This is a genomic window from Paraclostridium sp. (genome assembly GCF_051656405.1).
Taxonomy (GTDB): Bacteria; Bacillota; Clostridia; order Peptostreptococcales; family Peptostreptococcaceae; genus Paraclostridium.
The window spans coordinates 1-15,784 of the sequence record NZ_JBOGBV010000001.1 but is presented as its reverse complement, the minus strand read 5'-3'; the positions used below and the strand labels follow the sequence as shown (position 1 = coordinate 15,784).

Annotated in this window: 13 protein-coding genes and 1 pseudogene; all 14 read right to left on the bottom strand. The window is 32.0% G+C overall.

All coding sequences use genetic code 11. The annotated features are described in order from the left end of the window. Positions 1–3 precede the first annotated feature (3 nt). Positions 4–1,932, bottom strand: a complete 1,929-nt coding sequence (gene acsV / locus ACRDDE_RS00070; protein ID WP_438624670.1) for a corrinoid activation/regeneration protein AcsV — start codon at positions 1,930–1,932, stop codon at positions 4–6. Positions 1,933–2,103: 171 nt separating this feature from the next. Then, positions 2,104–2,481, bottom strand: coding sequence for a glycine cleavage system protein GcvH (gcvH, locus tag ACRDDE_RS00065; RefSeq protein WP_021428363.1), 378 nt, complete (start codon positions 2,479–2,481; stop codon positions 2,104–2,106). 31 nt (positions 2,482–2,512) lie between these two features. Then, on the bottom strand, positions 2,513–4,648 hold the full coding sequence (acsB, locus tag ACRDDE_RS00060; RefSeq protein WP_438624668.1) for an acetyl-CoA decarbonylase/synthase complex subunit alpha/beta: 2,136 nt from the start codon (positions 4,646–4,648) through the stop codon (positions 2,513–2,515). A gap of 47 nt (positions 4,649–4,695) precedes the next feature. Further along, on the bottom strand, positions 4,696–5,508 hold the full coding sequence (gene acsE, locus ACRDDE_RS00055; RefSeq protein ID WP_438624666.1) for a carbon monoxide dehydrogenase/acetyl-CoA synthase methytransferase subunit: 813 nt from the start codon (positions 5,506–5,508) through the stop codon (positions 4,696–4,698). A gap of 37 nt (positions 5,509–5,545) precedes the next feature. Beyond that, positions 5,546–6,916: an acetyl-CoA decarbonylase/synthase complex subunit gamma gene (gene acsC, locus ACRDDE_RS00050; protein WP_438624664.1), complete on the bottom strand. Its 1,371-nt coding sequence runs from the start codon at positions 6,914–6,916 to the stop codon at positions 5,546–5,548. 28 nt (positions 6,917–6,944) lie between these two features. Further along, entirely contained in the window at positions 6,945–7,889 is a 945-nt protein-coding gene (acsD, locus tag ACRDDE_RS00045) for an acetyl-CoA decarbonylase/synthase complex subunit delta (protein ID WP_438624662.1), read from the bottom strand. An 18-nt stretch (positions 7,890–7,907) separates the two neighbouring features. Next, entirely contained in the window at positions 7,908–8,678 is a 771-nt protein-coding gene (locus ACRDDE_RS00040; protein ID WP_021431739.1) for a nucleotide-binding protein, read from the bottom strand. Between the two features lie 45 nt (positions 8,679–8,723). Beyond that, positions 8,724–10,118, bottom strand: a complete 1,395-nt coding sequence (gene lpdA / locus ACRDDE_RS00035) for a dihydrolipoyl dehydrogenase (protein WP_438624660.1) — start codon at positions 10,116–10,118, stop codon at positions 8,724–8,726. Positions 10,119–10,139: 21 nt separating this feature from the next. Then, the gene (locus ACRDDE_RS00030; RefSeq protein WP_438624658.1) at positions 10,140–11,021 is read right to left on the bottom strand and encodes a methylenetetrahydrofolate reductase; all 882 of its coding nucleotides are present in this window, start codon (positions 11,019–11,021) and stop codon (positions 10,140–10,142) included. A gap of 31 nt (positions 11,022–11,052) precedes the next feature. After that, on the bottom strand, positions 11,053–11,724 hold the full coding sequence (locus ACRDDE_RS00025) for a methylenetetrahydrofolate reductase C-terminal domain-containing protein (RefSeq protein ID WP_021428516.1): 672 nt from the start codon (positions 11,722–11,724) through the stop codon (positions 11,053–11,055). Between the two features lie 26 nt (positions 11,725–11,750). Beyond that, on the bottom strand, positions 11,751–12,623 hold the full coding sequence (locus ACRDDE_RS00020; RefSeq protein ID WP_438624656.1) for a bifunctional 5,10-methylenetetrahydrofolate dehydrogenase/5,10-methenyltetrahydrofolate cyclohydrolase: 873 nt from the start codon (positions 12,621–12,623) through the stop codon (positions 11,751–11,753). Between the two features lie 59 nt (positions 12,624–12,682). Next, positions 12,683–13,315, bottom strand: a complete 633-nt coding sequence (locus tag ACRDDE_RS00015; RefSeq protein WP_021428493.1) for a cyclodeaminase/cyclohydrolase family protein — start codon at positions 13,313–13,315, stop codon at positions 12,683–12,685. 241 nt (positions 13,316–13,556) lie between these two features. Further along, positions 13,557–15,236 carry a formate--tetrahydrofolate ligase gene (locus tag ACRDDE_RS00010; RefSeq protein ID WP_438624655.1) on the bottom strand — a complete coding sequence of 560 codons (1,680 nt, stop codon included), beginning with the start codon at positions 15,234–15,236 and terminating at the stop codon, positions 13,557–13,559. A gap of 49 nt (positions 15,237–15,285) precedes the next feature. Then, positions 15,286–15,784 (bottom strand): annotated as a pseudogene (locus tag ACRDDE_RS00005) (carbon monoxide dehydrogenase); the annotation flags it as partial.

Below are 15,784 nucleotides of genomic sequence, written 5' to 3'. Positions count from 1 at the left end.
GATTTATTCTCCTAATATTTTTTTAACTGAAGGAAATTGTTCTATATTTGTATGAGGTAAAAAACAAGCAGATATAAATTCATCCATATATGTAGGATATACACTTAACTCTACATATGTTAATTGATCTCCTATTTCTTCTAGCTTATCTTTCGCATCATTACTTATTAGTGTTAAATAAGAACCTATAAGAGAGCTATTACCTATATAGACAAATTTATCTCTATCTATGTCTGGTAATAAACCTATCATAATAGAATTTTCTATATCTAAGCTATTTCCAATACCTCCTGCAATTAAAACTTTATCTATTACGCTAAAATCCATACCCAAGCTTTCTATAAGTATAGATGCACCTGAATATATAGCTCCTTTTGCCCTTATAAAGTTATCTATATCTACTTCATTTACACTTATATCATTTTCTATATTGTACTCTTCCTTAAATGCAAGCACATATTCGCCTATATCATGTTCATTAAATCTTATACGTTTATTTTTTAATTCTTTATTGATCTTACCTCTTCTATCAATAATTCCGCTTATCATCATTTTACATATAATATCTATTATTCCTGAACCACAAACTCCAACTGGATTGCAATCTCCAATAATTTTTAATTTAGGATTTAAAGTATTTTTATCTATATCAACTTTCTCTATAGCTCCATTTGAAGCTCTCATACCACAACTTATTCCTCCACCTTCAAATGCAGGCCCTGCTGAGCATGCACAAGTCATCATATAGTCTTTATTTCCAAATACAATCTCTCCATTAGTTCCTAAATCTATAAACAATACATTTTCTTCACTAGCCCATATTCCAGCAGATAGTACACCTGCTGTTATATCTCCGCCAACATAACTAGCTACAGATGGTGCTAGATATACAGTAGCATCTTTATTTATATTTAATCCTATATCATGAGCACTTAAATTTGGAGATTTTACAAATGGAGGTATATAAGGTTCTTGTCTTAAAAAATCCGCATGTACTCCTAAAAACAAGCTACTCATTGTCGTATTCCCTGCAACTACAAAATAACTTATATACTCTTTATCAATTTCATTTTTATTACATACCTTTTCTATTAGTGGGTTTATAGTTTCTTCTACTATTGCATGTTGTAGAAGTTTAATTCCATCCTTTTTAGTTGAAAATATTATCCTATTTATTACATCTGCTCCATATTTAATCTGTGCATTTCCTGATGATTCTTTTCCTATAATCTCATTATTTTTTAAGTCAACTAAACAAACTACAACTGATGTAGTTCCTATATCAACAGCTATTCCATAAAATTCATCTTCTATATTTCCAGTATTAATATTAATCAGGTTCACAATGTCATTTTTTAATTCATAAGTTATAGTTACCTTAAAATTATTATCTCTAATTACTAAAGGGATCTTCCTAAGTAAATTCAAACTAAACTCTATATTTTCATATCCAAAATTATTTCTAATATGTCTTTGAATTCTATCTATATCGCTTATATTATCATCTAAATTTGGCTCATCTAACTCTATATATTTTTTAAATATTTTTTTATTGAAATCTAATGAATTGTCTTTTAATATGTTGATTGCTTTATCAAATATTTTTTTATCTTTATTATTATCACTACCTTCAATTTTCATTTCATTCATAGATGTTGAAAGTTTTGAAGGAACTTCAATTTCTATATCTTCAATAACCTTACTTGCACACGAAAGAATATATCCTTGCTTTTTTTCTTCTTCATTTATATGTATATTCATTTTAGAATCTACTTTACCATTTTTTAGTTTTACTTTACACTTTCCACATACCATACTTCCATTGCAAGGAGCATCGATAAATATATCATTTTCTCTAAGAACATCTAGTAAATTATCCTCTTTGTTACATTCAATCTCTTTTTTATGAGACAATATTTTTACTTTAACCATGCTAATCCCCCTTATTTAAAGTCACTAAGTTACAAAGTTATCCCCTAAATATATATTCTATGTAAACAATCATATTACCTTGATTTTTGTTTTATTTTTATCAAGTTTTAAGCGTAAAAAAGCTGTTCCAAGATCAATTGATTTTACAATTTCACTTGAAACAGCTTTTTGTTATTCCTCTATACTAGCTTCATATCCATCAGAGTTTATTAAACTATCTAACTCTTCTGGATCTGACATTTTTATTTTTATTATCCATGCATCATAAGCATCTTCATTTATAGCTTCTGGCTCATCTTCTAAATCTTCATTTATTTGTACAACTTCTCCAGATATAGGAGCTATTAAATCAGAAGCAACTTTTGATGATTCTACAACTCCAAAGTCACTACCTTTAGTTAGTTCATCCTCTACTTCAGGCATCTCAACAAATAATATTTCACCTAATTGATCTTGAGCATAATCTGTTATTCCTATATAAGCATATTCTCCATCTACTTTTACCCATGTATGCTCTTTACAGTATTTTAAACTTGGTATAACTTTCATTGTTTCACTCCTCAAATTTTATAAGATAATATTACATCACACATTCCATGCTTAAAGCTGGATGACCTTTTTCTTCTAGGTATGCTAATACACCTTCAGAATCTGTAGATATAGTTTCATCACAAATCATATCTGTGAAGTTTTCTATTCCATGTAATTCTAGCATTGCAGCATTTAACTTATCTGCAACATAGTCTTTTAATTCTTTAGGCATCCATACTACTCTAGATGGTCCACCTTCTGCATAAGCAAATTTCTTAGAAGATATAAATTGTCTTCCGTGACCCATAAATCCTGGAGTTTGAACTCCTCCACCTGTCATCGAAGCAAGTTCTCCAAATGTCATACCAACAGGAGTCATTCCTGCAAATTCTCTATTTACTATAACAAATCCGTTAGCTTCTGGCATTATACCGCATATACATTCAAAACATCCACATGAAGTCATTGGATCTTCTAATATAGAGTATAATGTAACACTTTCAACCGCACCTTGAGATATAGCACTTACTTCATCATTTACTGATTGCCATACACCTTTTAAGTCATCTAAGCATTCACCTTTTATTATAGGTTGGCATGGTCCTGTTTTATCAAGCTCTTTTGTTGCTTTTGCATCTAGCCAACTAACCGCTCCACAAAGACCTAGTCTTTCAGGTGTTACGACACAAACATGTGCAGGTGCAAATGACTGACATAAATTACAAGTGTAGAATTCATCAACACTTTCATCTACTAAAGAAGCTAATCTTTCATCTCTAGCAGTATATCTAGGAGTTGCATACTCTGATTTTAATTTAGCTACTTTTTCTGCATCTGTTATTAAAGTAACTTGACACTTATCAACTACTGATTCAAACTCATCTAGCATCTTAGCATATATAACTTCTCCTATATGATTTAGTCTAAATCCTTTTTCAACAGCATCTTTAGAAATTCTTACCCAAGTTATATCTCTTTGCCCAACATGCATTACACCTTCTATATAGTTTAAGAAGTAATGTAATCTTCTTTCTAAAACTGGTTCAAAGTCTTCTTGCATATTCTTACCAGCTATATCAACTATAACTGCAAGAGGCAATCTTACAACTCCATTTACAGCTTCAACTTCATCTATATCACTACCTATAATTTCTATCTTGTGATCCTCAACTTCAGATAGCTCTTTCTTTCTAACTAACTCCCAAGCTTCTGTTCTGTTTCCACCAAATTCAGCAAGCATATCATTTTTTCTTATTCTTTCACCTTCAAATGCTGCTGCAAAAGAAACTGGTATTGGTATTTCAGTTATTTTTATTTTTATTCCTCTAGCTTCTAGAGATGTTGCTACAAACTTATCGTAATCTTTTTGAGTTAATAAGTTCATTGGAACTTCTAATACATCCTGATCTGTTATAACTGGGAATCCTAAAGCTATTGCTCCTGCTCCACAAGATACAACTAAATCAGTCAATGGTCCAAATGCATTTACAAATGCCGGAACTCTCTTAGCTGTATATTCTAGTAATCCAGTTAAATCACCAGGAGCTAATCCTCCAAATATTAGTGCTGCTCTTATAGCAACTGACACAACATGTATTACGCTTGTTACATCATATCCTAGAGGTATAACTCTAAGCTCTAGACCCATTTTCACTCCAGCCTCAATAGCCTGATCTATAACTTTACCAACTAAGAATGTCAATAATCCTTTAGATTGATAGTCTTTTATTATCTTAGCTGCAGTTTCTGCATCTGGACATTCTCCAAGTACAACCGCAACCCCTGGTATATCTCCTGTAACTAATGGTACTCCAAGAGATCTTATTATAGGGTCTGTTATATGTCCTGCACATGGCTCACTATATGGAGCATCACTCATTGAGTATTTTATAGCTTCTATTACTTCTGCTGCTAAAGCTGTTGCTAATCCTGAATTAAATACATGTTCTAATAAGTGAGTTTTATTTATTAAACTTTCAATAATTTCTAGGGCAACTTCTAAATCTCCTAAATTATTAATTTTCTTTCCTGTTGCAGCATATATGCAAGGAAGCGAATATGCCGTATCTGGGAATTCAACTTTATGGTCTTTACCATGTTTTTCTATAGCTTCATTAAGCAATCCTTTTGCAGCTTCTAATGCCTGCTCGGATCCATTAAAAACAGTACTGTACAAATTTTTCACTCTATTTCCCCCTTTTATATCTATACTATATATAAAATAAATACTTACTATACGTTATATGCAAATCCACCTTCATTTAATTCTAAATATGAGTCTGCATAAAGACTAGAATTTCTTATTATGTCACAAGATTTTATAGTTCTCATTAATTCTTCATCACATGGGTTTACTATAGCAGAGCTAAATCCATTTGCCATAGCCATAGCTGCGAATGCACTATCTAATATAGGTCTTACATGTTTAGGGCATCCATTTGAAACATTTGATAACCCTCCAGTTGTTAAAAGTCCCATTTCAGTCATCATTTTTATAGCTTCTAAAACTTCCATTTGTTTGTCTTGCATTCCTTTTATAACTAAGCATAGTGGGTCAAATAACATATCTTCTGGCTCTAATCCTGCCATTAATCCTCTTTCTAATAATTCTTGACAGTATGCCATACGCTCATCATTATCTCTAGGTATACCTTCCTTAGCACATAAAGCTATAACTTTAGCTTGGTATTCCCCTGCTAAATCTATTAACTCTATTCTTCCACCCGCATCAGCTGAGTTTATTATAGGTTTACCATTATCTCTGTTATAAACTTTAAGTCCAGCTTCTATAGCTTTTCTATTTGCAGTATCTAAAGCTAATGGTACATTGTTAAATTCTGATTGAAGTAGTTGAACACCCCAAGTCATTATATCTGCTCCATCTCTTTCAGCTGGACCTATGTTGAAATCTATATAATGAGCTCCAGCGTCTAATTGTTCTTTAGCTCTTTTTAGTATTGGAGCTGGATCTCTTTCTTCTAAAGCTTTTCTTATTGATGGCGATATACAGTGTATTCTTTCTCCTATTATCATAAATTTTTCCATGTGATTTGTTCCCCCTATTAAATATAGTTTATTGAATTTAAGCCATCGCAGTTTCTTTATTGGCTTTATATTCTCTTAAGAATTTTGGTACTTCCATTGATTCTTCTGTTCCAATTACTACATTCCATCCTGGTAAATTATCTTCTATATCTCCTTTTAATACCGCTACTTTACCTGGTATTATTAAATCTCTATTCTTAGTTTTCTCAGCTACTCCTATTTCTTTTATAAAGTTAGCTATAGAACTTCCTCCAAACTTACCTGCCGCCCATGCAGTTAAAACTGAATATCCTCCTGCATCTGGTATAGCTAACCATACAGGTACTTTAGATCGTTCTATTTCTCCTGCTATTATGAAGTAAGTTAGTGCAAAGTCAACTGTAACTAAAACTGGTGAATTTTCATCTGGATTATTTATAGGATATAGTTTAGTTTCTACTCTCATTGGTCTTTGTGGATCTGTGTATATATTTTGTCTAAGTGCAAATAAAGGTAAAGCTTTTGCATAATTTATATCATCTAATACTATTATAGATCCATATTTAACTGTGAATATTGAAGATATAGCAACTTCCATGTTAGGATCATTTTTAGCTAATTTATTTGCAAATACTAATGATGGGTATCCAAATGTTCTATCTTGTTCTTTTAAAGATATTCTTCTTATTTGAACTACATTTGTGAATGTGTCTTTCATTGTTTCTCCAGTTGCATCTAATAACAGTTCTTTATACCCTAAAGCTTGTATAGCTTCTGTTGTAGAGTATAATTCTTCTAAATTAGATGCATTTACACCTAATACTAACTTATCATTTTTAACTAATTCAACCATCTCTTTGTAGTTATCTTTATTTGCTCCATAAACTACTGGATTTTCACCTTTTAATAATTCTATAGCTTCCTTAGCCACTTGAGCATCTTCACATATTATCATGTATGCTAAAGCTAAATTACTTTGTTTAACTTTATTTATTAAGTTTAAATATGATTCTTTATTTGAAATGTATCTTAAAGCCGCTATCTCTACTTTCATTTCTTCGCCTATTCTTATGTAGTTTACAGCTTTTATATTTTCTAATTTAGAACTTATTTCATCTTCTGTCATGCAGTCACAAAATTCTACTGCAAATCTATTTTTATTTAAGAAAGTTTTTTCATGTCTAAATAATACAGTTTCTCCACCTAAATCATATTGAGCTTCTCCTGCTCCAATTTTTAAACTTTTCATAAGTGGAGCAGTAGCTTCCGATAATTTATCTAAAGCTTCCTGAGCCATATGAGGGCATTTTCCTATTTCACACGCCCCTGATGCAACCTTCATACAAAATGCCATACAAGTTGGAAAACCACAATCTTTACAATTTTTCTTTGGTGTTAATTTAAATATATCTAAAGCTTTTAAAGCCATATTATTCTCCCCCTAACCTTTTAACTTATTATGCTAATTCGCTAATTAAAGTTTTTATAGTTTCTACAGATTTTGGATGACGAAGCACTACTGCGTTTGATCCTCCAGCTAAAGCACTTGATGCTGTTGAAATTTCCATAGATATTCCTCTTGCTTCTGGACAACCCCACGCTGGTTCATCTTCTATACTTGCAACAGACTCTTTTACATTCCAACTTTCAAAGCAAACTGGTGTTATTATTGGCATTTGTAATGTTTTATCATTTTGACCAAGTGCCGCAAGTCTGATTCTATCCATTGTAGATGCAACATATTCATATCCATATCCAGCTGCTGAACATCCAACGTTCATAACTATATTTTCTTGCTTAACTCCTAATTGAGTTAGTAAAACATTTAATTGTTTAGCTAAGTTTATATCAACTGAAGATTCAGCTCCTACTTTATGACCATAAGCCATTCCAGCTGCAGCCCCTACTCCTTTATAGTTTTCTTCTGTAGCTGACATAAATAAACAATTATATCCATCTACAGCTTGAGCTACTTTTTCAAATACCTTTGCATCTTTTTCATGATTTCCACATCCTGCTATTACTATTGGCAATGATACATTTTCTAAAACTTTTTTAGCAACTTCTGCACATTCTTCAGGAGTTTTATCTAATCCATTAGGATCTGCACCCTCTAATCTTAAACATATAAAATCAGGCTCTATTTTTTCTTCTATATACTTAGCCCAGTTAACACTATCATTAGCTACATCTTCATATAAGCTTTTAATTTCACTAGTCCAGTTTTCTGGATATACATCTAGCATTTCTACACCAATTTTTTGTGTATTTACTTGATCTCCATCAAAGTTATAAAAAGGAAGTATGTTTTCTCCTCCTATTTTTATAGCTCTTTCCCCTGAACCTATTTCAACCTCTGCTATTTTACCAGAGTATTTTTGAACAGACATCTTAAATGCCATATTTTTTTCCCCCTTAGTCTAATTTAATTCTAATTTAGATATAATATCTTTAATAGCGATTTTTGACTTAGCATCTTCAGGTAAATTTATTAAAGGTATCCCTGAAGAATCATATTCATATATCATATCATCTAAAGGTACAACACCTAAAAGATCTAATTTATGTTTCTCTATTTCTTCTTTTACACCATCATTTAAAATTCCATTTGGAACCTTATTTACTACTAACTGCATATCTCCTACATTTAAGTTTAACTCTCTAGCTAAATCTCTTATTCTTGCAACTGCTTGAATACTACGTCTTGAACAGTCACTAACTAAAAGTAATTTATCTATATGTTTAGTAGTTTTTCTACTTAAATGTTCCATACCAGCTTCATTATCTATAACTAGGTAATCGTAGCTATCTGAAAGTTTATCTGTTTGCTCTCTTAAAATTCCATTTACATAACAGTAGCACCCTTCGCCTTCAGATCTTCCCATAACTATCAAATCATATCCTGGTCCTTCTGCTACAGAAGTATTCAGCCTATATTGTAAGTATTGAGCTTTAGTCATACCTCCTGGAAATGCATTACCTTGTTTTTCTCTTTGATTTATTTCTTCTCTTATTTGACCTAATGTTACATCTATATCTAATCCTAGTACTTCATTTATATTAGCATTTGCATCTGCATCAACTACTAATATTGGCCCCTTATTTTCTTTTACTAAGCAGTTTATTAGAAGACCTGTAAGACTCGTCTTTCCAGTTCCACCTTTCCCTGCCACTGCAATATTAAATCCCATAAGATTTCCCCCTTTGTTTGTCTAAACAGAACTTATTTATTCTACTTATGCTTTTGCTAATTTAGGAGCTGCATGCACACATTCACCATGAACATCATGAAGTGCTTCCATTATTCCTTCTGATAATGTAGGATGTGCATGTATAACATCCCCTACTTCTTCAACTGTTAATCCTAAGTGAACTGCTAAAGATAGTTCTGTTAATAAATCAGTTGCATGAGGTCCTACTATAGACGCTCCTATTATTTTGTCATTTTTATCTGCTAATATTTTAATGAAACCTTGGAAATGTCCTATTGCCTGAGCTTTTCCTAGTGCTCTAAAATCGAATTGTCCTGTATTATACTCTATACCATTTTCTTGAAGCTCTTTTTCAGTTTTCCCTACTCCTGCAACTTCTGGTTCAGTATATACACATCTTGGAACTGCTGCATAATTTACAGTCTTTGAATTGCCACAAACAGCATTTTGTGCTGCTACTAATCCTTCCTTTGATGCTACATGCGCTAAAAATGGTGTGTTTATTATATCACCAATTGCATATATACCTTTAACATTAGTTTCTAAATTTCCATTCACTACAACCTTCCCTCTATCTAGTTGTATTCCTATATCTTCTATTCCCGAATTATCAAGATAAGGTTTTCTTCCTATAGATAGTAAGGCTTTTTCAGCTTTAACTTCTTTACCATTAGACAGAGTTGCTACGACCTCATTGTCAACTATTTCACATTTTTCGATCTTAACCCCTGTCATCACCTTAATTTTATCTTTTTTAAATTGTCTTTGCAACTGTTTAGCAACATCTTTATCCTCAAGTGGAAGTAATTGATCAAACATTTCTACAATAGTTACTTCCGTTCCTAAAGCTCTAAAAAATTGACCAAATTCACATCCTATAACTCCTCCGCCAACGATTAACAATGACTTAGGAACATCCTTTAGATTTAATGCTTCATCACTAGTTATAATCTTATCTCCATCATAAGGAAACATCGGTAGTATAACTGGCTGAGATCCATTTGCAAGTATTATTTTATCAGCCTCTACCAATTCTTTACTTCCATCTTCTTTATTAACTTCTATTTTATTTGTATCTACTAATTTTCCAAATCCATTAACTAATTTAATTCCTCTTTTTTCAAATAAAAATTCTATTCCGCTAATTAACTGACTTACTACTTTATTTTTTCTATTCATTATGTCATCAAAGTTGGCTTCTACTTCTCCATTTATATGTATTCCAAAATCTTTAGCTTCTTTTATAGATGATATTAATGATGATGATGCTAATAATGCTTTTGTCGGTATACATCCTACGTTTAAGCAAGTTCCTCCAACTTTTCTTTTTTCTATAACTGTAACTTCAGCCCCAAGCATAGCAGCTTTTATAGCAGCTACATAACCACCTGGTCCTCCTCCGATTACTGCTACTTTCATTTCTCAATCCCCCTATGAAATTTATAGTTTTGCTGCGTCTAAAATTGCTGGAACATTTTCTTCTGCTCCAATTGCCATTATATGCACTCCATCACATAAATCTTCATCTCTTAATTGTTGAATTAATTCTCCTGCTATTTTTATTCCTTCACTTGCCCAGTTTTCTTTTCCTACCGATCTTAATCTATCTATAAGCTCATCTGGAACATATATACCTGGAACATTCTCATTCATAAACCTAGCCATTCCTGGAGATTTTAACGGAATTATACCTGCCAAAATCTTAGTGTTCATTTCCTTTGTATGCTCTTTAAATTCTCTCATTGTATCTATATCATATACAGCTTGAGTTTGAAAAAACTTAGCTCCTGCATTTATTTTCTTTTTCATTTTTAATAATTGTATTTCAATAGGTGTGTATCGAGGTGTCACGGATGCTCCCAAATAAAATTCTGGTGATCCTTTTAATTGATTGCCTACCATATCTGTTCCTTGCGAAAGTTTCTGTGCCGTTTGTAAAATTCCAACACAATCTAAGTCAAATACAGGTTTAGCTTGAGGATGATCTCCTACTATGGTGTGGTCGCCTGTTAATGCCAGCATGTTTTCTATTCCAAACACACCAGCTGATAATAATTCTCCTTGAATTGCAATTCTATTTCTATCTCTTCCAGTTACTTGTAGAACTGGTTCTAATCCTTCATCTTTTAACAATTTACATGTAGTAAGTGAAGTTGTTCTCATTACTGCAGATTGAAAATCTGTTACATTAACAGCATGTACTCTTCCTTTAACAGCTTTTGCACACTCTACTAAGTGTGATAAGTCTATTCCCTTTGGAGGAGCCATCTCAGCAGTTATTGCAAACTTACCACTTTCTAAAGCTTCTCTTAATAAGCTCATTGTTTATCCCCCTTCAACCTTTTAAAACTATTTAAGCATTTGCCATAGCTTCTTTTTTCTTTAAACTTAAGCTACGTGGGTTACACGCTTTTGAATAATCTTTTGGTTCTTTTACTTCTAATAGGTTGTCAAGTTGATTTATTGCCTTTAATCTATTGTATATAAGAACCCAAGCACAATCATTTTCTGGATTTACTTCACATTTGCCATCTCGTGCTCCACCGCAAGCTCCATTTAATAATCCTTTAGCACACATAGTAACCGGACATATACCTCCAGTCCATGCAAGTTCACAAGAACCACATGCTTTACATGCTTCCTCAAACTCTCCAACTCTTTTCACTTCACCTATAAATAAAGTGTCATTTGCTGGATATACTGGTTTATCTTTTATATTTTTAACCACTGTTTGAGTTCCATCTCCGCACGCTAAAGACAATATAGCATCAGCTTCTTTTATCTCAGATTTCAACTCTTTCAAGTCTTTCTTTGATTTTAAAAGATTACATGCAGGGTCTAATACTTTATATCCTAAAACTTCTTTTCCTTCAGCCTCTAATAAGTCTTTCATCTTTAAAATTTCTGTTTCTCCACCACTTTTACAAGTAGATGCACATAGGTTACATCCTACTAAAACTAGTTTTTTAGCATCTTTAACATAACCTAAAATCTCTTCAAATGGCTTATTTTCAGAAATTATCATCTCTATTCCCCCTTGAAAATCCCCATTTATTTTTTGTTTTGTAACTTACAAGCTTTAACTATATTAGTAGCTAATATAGAAGTTGTTACAGCTCCTACGCCTCCTGGTACTGGTGTTATCATAGAAACTTTATCTAAAACATCTTCCATATCTACATCTCCACATAAATTACCTTGATCGTCTACATTTACACCTACATCTATTACTATTGCTCCATCTTTTACATAGTCTTTTTTAACCATCTTAGCTCTTCCAACTGCTGCTACTAATATATCAGCTTGAGATGCTATTTCTGGTAAATTTCTAGTTTTTGAATGGCATATGTTTACAGTTGCATTCTCGTTTAATAAAAGCATTGATAGTGGCTTTCCAACTACCATAGATCTTCCTAAAACAACAATGTTTGCACCAGTTAAATTTATATTGTAGTGCTTTAATATTTCTATAACTGCCGTTGGTGTACATGGTGGATATCCAGTTTTATCATTTTCTACTATCTTAGCTGTGTTTATAGGATTAAAACAATCTATATCTTTTTTAGGACTTATCTCATATTTTATTTCATCTTCACTTAAATGCTTTGGAAGTGGTCTAAATGTTAAAATCCCATTAACTTTATCATCTTCATTTAATTTATGTACAGCCTTTATAAATTCCTCTTGGCTTATATTCTCATCTAACTCTACTACTTCTGTTTCAATTCCTATGTTTTGGCATCTTTTAAGTGCTCCTCTTTCATAGGCTAAATCATCAGATCTTTCACCGACTCTAACTATTGCTAACTTAGGGTTTATACCCATTTCATTTAAGTTTTTAACTTCTTTTTTTAAATCTTCACTTATCTTATCTGCCACAGGCTTACCTTTTATTATTTGTGATTTTAAATTAGTTTCGTTCATCTTTTTGTTGCCCCCTATATCTTATTTCATAAAAATTTCAAATTAAAAATACATAAAGTTTATTTGTTTAAAGCTAATTCAACCTTTTTATAAACTTCATCACAAATTCTAACTCCATCTTCAACAAGTTTATTGACTTCATTTCTTACAGTCTCAACATATTGTCCATCTTTTATAGAATTTATATTTATAAAAACATTTAATTGTCCACTAAGAATTGCAGCTCTTAGACATTGTACTCCAACACCAACATCACTTATTGCTAGCCTTGATCCTTTGTCTACCAAATCTTCGTGTAGTTTTATAGCTTCATAACATACCTTTACTATCTTTATTGGTACTTCACATGCTGTCTTAAGGGCACTTTCCATAGTATCATTTTTTACCTTTTTCTCTTCTTCTGTAGAACTAGGTAACCCGTAAGCTTTTGATAAAGGAAGAAAACACTCTGCATCTTCATCTATCATATCTAGTAATTCTTTTTCTAAAATTCTAGCTTTTTCTAATATACATTTTACACTTTCTTCATATTCAGCATATTTTTTCTTTCCTATAGTTAAATTACATACCATACTACCTAATGCAATCCCTATAGATCCAGTTAAAGCCGCTGCTCCACCTCCACCTGGAACTGCTGATTTTGAAGCTAGTACATCTACAAACTCTATACAACTTTTTTGTGCTATCTTCATACTTATCTCCCTATAAAAATAATTTATTAAAAAATTATACTAGGTAGCTAAATAGGAAATATAGTTTCTGCCTTAGCACTTTAAAGCATATCTTTTCAGTGCTTTATTCGTAGGAATTAACTATATTTCCTACAAGCCCCTTAATAAATTTTAAGTTAATCAGAAATATTTCATATAGTAGGGAAGTAGTAAATATAGTATTTTTGTATAAAAATCAACTATATTTACTACACCTATCTACCTAGAATAATCCTGATATTACTCCATTTTCATCAACATCTATTCTTTCTGCTGCTGGAACTTTTGGAAGTCCTGGCATCTTCATTATTTCACCAGTAAGAGCAACTATAAATCCAGCACCTGCAGATACTGTTAATTGTCTAACTGTTATTCTAAATCCAGTAGGTCTTCCTAATTTTGTTTGATCATCTGTTAAAGAATATTGAGTTTTAGCCATGCATATTGGCAGTTTACTAAAACCTAGTTTTTCTAAATTTGCAATCTCTTTTTCTGCTGCTGGTGCAAAGTCTACTCCATCAGCTCCATATATTTTAGTAGCTATTGCTTCTATTTTTTCTTTTATAGACAAATCATCTTCATAACAGAATTTAAAGTTGTTTTCTTCTTCATCTAGTAATCTTAAAACTTCTTTAGCTACTTCAATTCCACCTTCTCCACCCTTTGCCCAAACTTCAGAAAGTGCAACATTAACACCTAACTCCTTACACTTATCTTCTACTAATTTAAGCTCTGCTTCAGTATCAAGCGGGAATCTATTTATAGCTACAACTGCAGGAAGACCATAAACTTTTGTTATATTCTCAACATGTTTTAATAAGTTTGGTAAACCTGCTTCTAAAGCTTCTAAATTTTCTTCATTTAATTTATCTTTTGCTACACCGCCATTGTATTTCAATGCTCTGACTGTAGCAACTATTATAACTGCATCTGGTTTTAAGTCTGCCATTCTACATTTTATATCTAAGAATTTTTCAGCACCTAAATCAGCTCCAAATCCAGCCTCTGTTACAACATAATCTGCAAAATGCATAGCCATCTTAGTTGCTATTACAGAGTTACATCCATGAGCTATATTTGCAAATGGACCACCATGAACAAATGAAGGAGTTCCTTCTAATGTTTGAACTAAATTTGGTTTTAATGCATCTTTTAGTAAAGCTGCCATTGCACCATTTGCATTTAATTGTCTAGCTGTTACTGGCTCATTATTGTATGTGTATCCAACTATAATGTTTCCTAATCTTTCTTTTAAATCTATTATGTCGTTTGCTAAACAAAATGCTGCCATTATTTCAGATGCAACAGTTATATCAAATCCATCTTCTCTAGGAACACCATGTGCTTTTCCGCCTAATCCATCAGTTATATTTCTTAACTGTCTGTCATTCATATCAACACATCTTCTCCAAGTTATTCTTCTTGGATCTATGCCTAGAGCATTTCCTTGATGTATATGGTTATCTAACATAGCTGCTAATAAATTATTTGCAGCTCCTATAGCATGGAAATCCCCAGTAAAGTGTAGATTTATATCTTCCATAGGTATAACTTGAGCATACCCACCCCCAGCAGCTCCACCTTTAACTCCAAATACTGGACCTAAAGATGGTTCTCTTAAAGCAACTAAAACATTTTTATCTAATTTAGCAAATGCGTCTGCTACTCCTATAGTAGTTGTAGTTTTTCCTTCTCCAGCTGGAGTAGGGTTTATAGCAGTAGTTAATATTAACTTAGATTTTGTACTTTTGCTGTCTTTCTTTAATAAGTTATAATCAACCTTTGCCTTATATTTTCCATAAAGCTCTACTTCATCATCAGTTAAACCTAATTTTTTAGCTATTTCCCTTATATCTTGAGGTTTTGCCTCTTGAGCAATTTCTATATCTGACTTAAATCCCATAACTAAATCTCCTCTCACTTTACTTCATTATATTTATTATACTAATATCTTAAGAATTCGTCATTAATCTATTTTTTATTTTGACGATTTGATCTTTAGTATCTAAGCTAACATCGTATGGAGATTTGCTTGCTCTATCAGAGTCTATAACATCTTGATTGTAGTAAATAAAGCCTAGCAATTCGCCATCCTGTAAATTACTAGTCACAAAGTCTTCATCTGACTTATTTCTAATTTTATTCCCTACTACAAAAACTTTTTTTACACCTATATCTTTACCTAGTTTTTTTACTTTTCTATAAGTTTGTAAACTTCTTTCTCCTGGTTCAACAACAACTATAAAGGCATCCACTCCTTGTGCTGTTCCTCTTCCTAAATGTTCTATGCCCGCTTCCATATCCATTATTACTACATCTTTATTTTGTAGTATCAAATGAGAACATAATCTTTTTAATAAAACATGTTCTGGACATACACATCCCGATCCTCCAGAATCAACAGTTCCTAAAGTAAGTAACCTTACATTGTTGTATTCCTTACAGTATAAG

Excerpts from the sequence above, each read along its gene's own strand:
- acsV (WP_438624670.1), bottom strand. The coding sequence starts at position 1,932 with ATGGTTAAAGTAAAAATATTGTCTCATAAAAAAGAGATTGAATGTAAC.
- gcvH (WP_021428363.1), bottom strand. The coding sequence starts at position 2,481 with ATGAAAGTTATACCAAGTTTAAAATACTGTAAAGAGCATACATGGGTA.
- acsE (WP_438624666.1), bottom strand. The coding sequence starts at position 5,508 with ATGGAAAAATTTATGATAATAGGAGAAAGAATACACTGTATATCGCCA.
- acsC (WP_438624664.1), bottom strand. The coding sequence starts at position 6,916 with ATGGCTTTAAAAGCTTTAGATATATTTAAATTAACACCAAAGAAAAAT.
- acsD (WP_438624662.1), bottom strand. The coding sequence starts at position 7,889 with ATGGCATTTAAGATGTCTGTTCAAAAATACTCTGGTAAAATAGCAGAG.
- ACRDDE_RS00040 (WP_021431739.1), bottom strand. The coding sequence starts at position 8,678 with ATGGGATTTAATATTGCAGTGGCAGGGAAAGGTGGAACTGGAAAGACG.
- lpdA (WP_438624660.1), bottom strand. The coding sequence starts at position 10,118 with ATGAAAGTAGCAGTAATCGGAGGAGGACCAGGTGGTTATGTAGCTGCT.
- ACRDDE_RS00030 (WP_438624658.1), bottom strand. The coding sequence starts at position 11,021 with ATGAGCTTATTAAGAGAAGCTTTAGAAAGTGGTAAGTTTGCAATAACT.
- ACRDDE_RS00025 (WP_021428516.1), bottom strand. The coding sequence starts at position 11,724 with ATGATAATTTCTGAAAATAAGCCATTTGAAGAGATTTTAGGTTATGTT.
- ACRDDE_RS00020 (WP_438624656.1), bottom strand. The coding sequence starts at position 12,623 with ATGAACGAAACTAATTTAAAATCACAAATAATAAAAGGTAAGCCTGTG.
- ACRDDE_RS00015 (WP_021428493.1), bottom strand. The coding sequence starts at position 13,315 with ATGAAGATAGCACAAAAAAGTTGTATAGAGTTTGTAGATGTACTAGCT.
- ACRDDE_RS00010 (WP_438624655.1), bottom strand. The coding sequence starts at position 15,236 with ATGGGATTTAAGTCAGATATAGAAATTGCTCAAGAGGCAAAACCTCAA.